General features: G+C 68.1%; 1 protein-coding gene. It reads right to left on the bottom strand.

What is annotated here, in order from left to right:
- Nucleotides 1-95 precede the first annotated feature (95 nt).
- Entirely contained in the window at nucleotides 96-725 is a 630-nt protein-coding gene (yczE, locus tag ACX9OT_RS21650) for a membrane protein YczE (RefSeq protein ID WP_049463677.1), read from the bottom strand.
- Nucleotides 726-926: the final 201 nt, after the last annotated feature.

The raw sequence follows: 926 nt of genomic DNA, 5'->3' as shown, positions 1-926 counted from the left end.
GCCCCACTTACCGGCCTCCACGCCCCCGCGCCTGCGGCGCTGCCCCCGAACTCCGGGGGCGGTAGTGCCGGCCGCTGGCCGGCATCCCGATCAGCTCAGGGGGACTGCGGCTGCCGGCCAGCGGCCGGCACTACCGGGGTGCGACCGATCCCGAACCAGCCCAGCGTGACACCACACAGCGGACCGATCAGCAGGGCGAAGGCGAGGGTGCCGAGGCCGACATTGCCGCCCAGCCACCAGCCCAGCAGCAATACGCTGCCTTCGATCAGGCTGCGCACTTTCCAGATCGGCCAGCCGGTGCGGGCATGCAGGCCGGTCATCAGTCCGTCGCGCGGGCCGGGACCGAGGCGGGCGCCGATGTACAGGCCGGTGGCCAGCGCGACCAGCAGCATGCCGGCGCAGAACATTGCCAGCTGCCAGCCAAGGCCGACGGCCGGCGGCAGCAGCCATAGCCCGAACTGCGCGGAGGGGCCGATCAGCATCACGTTGAGCACGGTCCCTACACCCGGCTTCTGCCGCAGCGGCCACCACAGCAGCAACACCAGTGCGCCGATGACATTGGTCGCCAGGCCGAACGACAGCGGCGTCTGCGCGGCGATGCCCTGTGACAGGACATCCCAGGGCGCCACGCCGATGGCCGCACGGATCATCAGCGAGGCGCCGAAGCCGTACAGGAACAGGCCGGTGATCAGTTGCAGCAGGCGCAAGGGCAGGGCGGTGGGCATGGCGGTCTCGGGGGAGAGGAATCTGTTCCCACCGTAATCCCGATCCAGTCACTTCCATAGATACAGATGCCGACCAATCCGCCGCTACAGTGTCGTCGAGCGTGCTCGACTGCTCCTGATGAATCAGTCGAGATCCTATGTTCGTGGTCAAGCCTGCTGGAAGCAGGCTTGACCCACCTTCAGCATGGCCGGATCGAAGTC

It is taken from the genome of Stenotrophomonas genospecies 3 (assembly GCF_054473855.1).
The sequence above is the reverse complement of the archived record's forward strand: the minus strand, read 5'-3'. Positions and strand labels throughout refer to the sequence as shown.

What these genes read in the sequence shown, in the direction of transcription:
- yczE (WP_049463677.1), bottom strand. Translation starts at nt 725, where the DNA reads ATGCCCACCGCCCTGCCCTTGCGCCTGCTGCAACTGATCACCGGCCTG.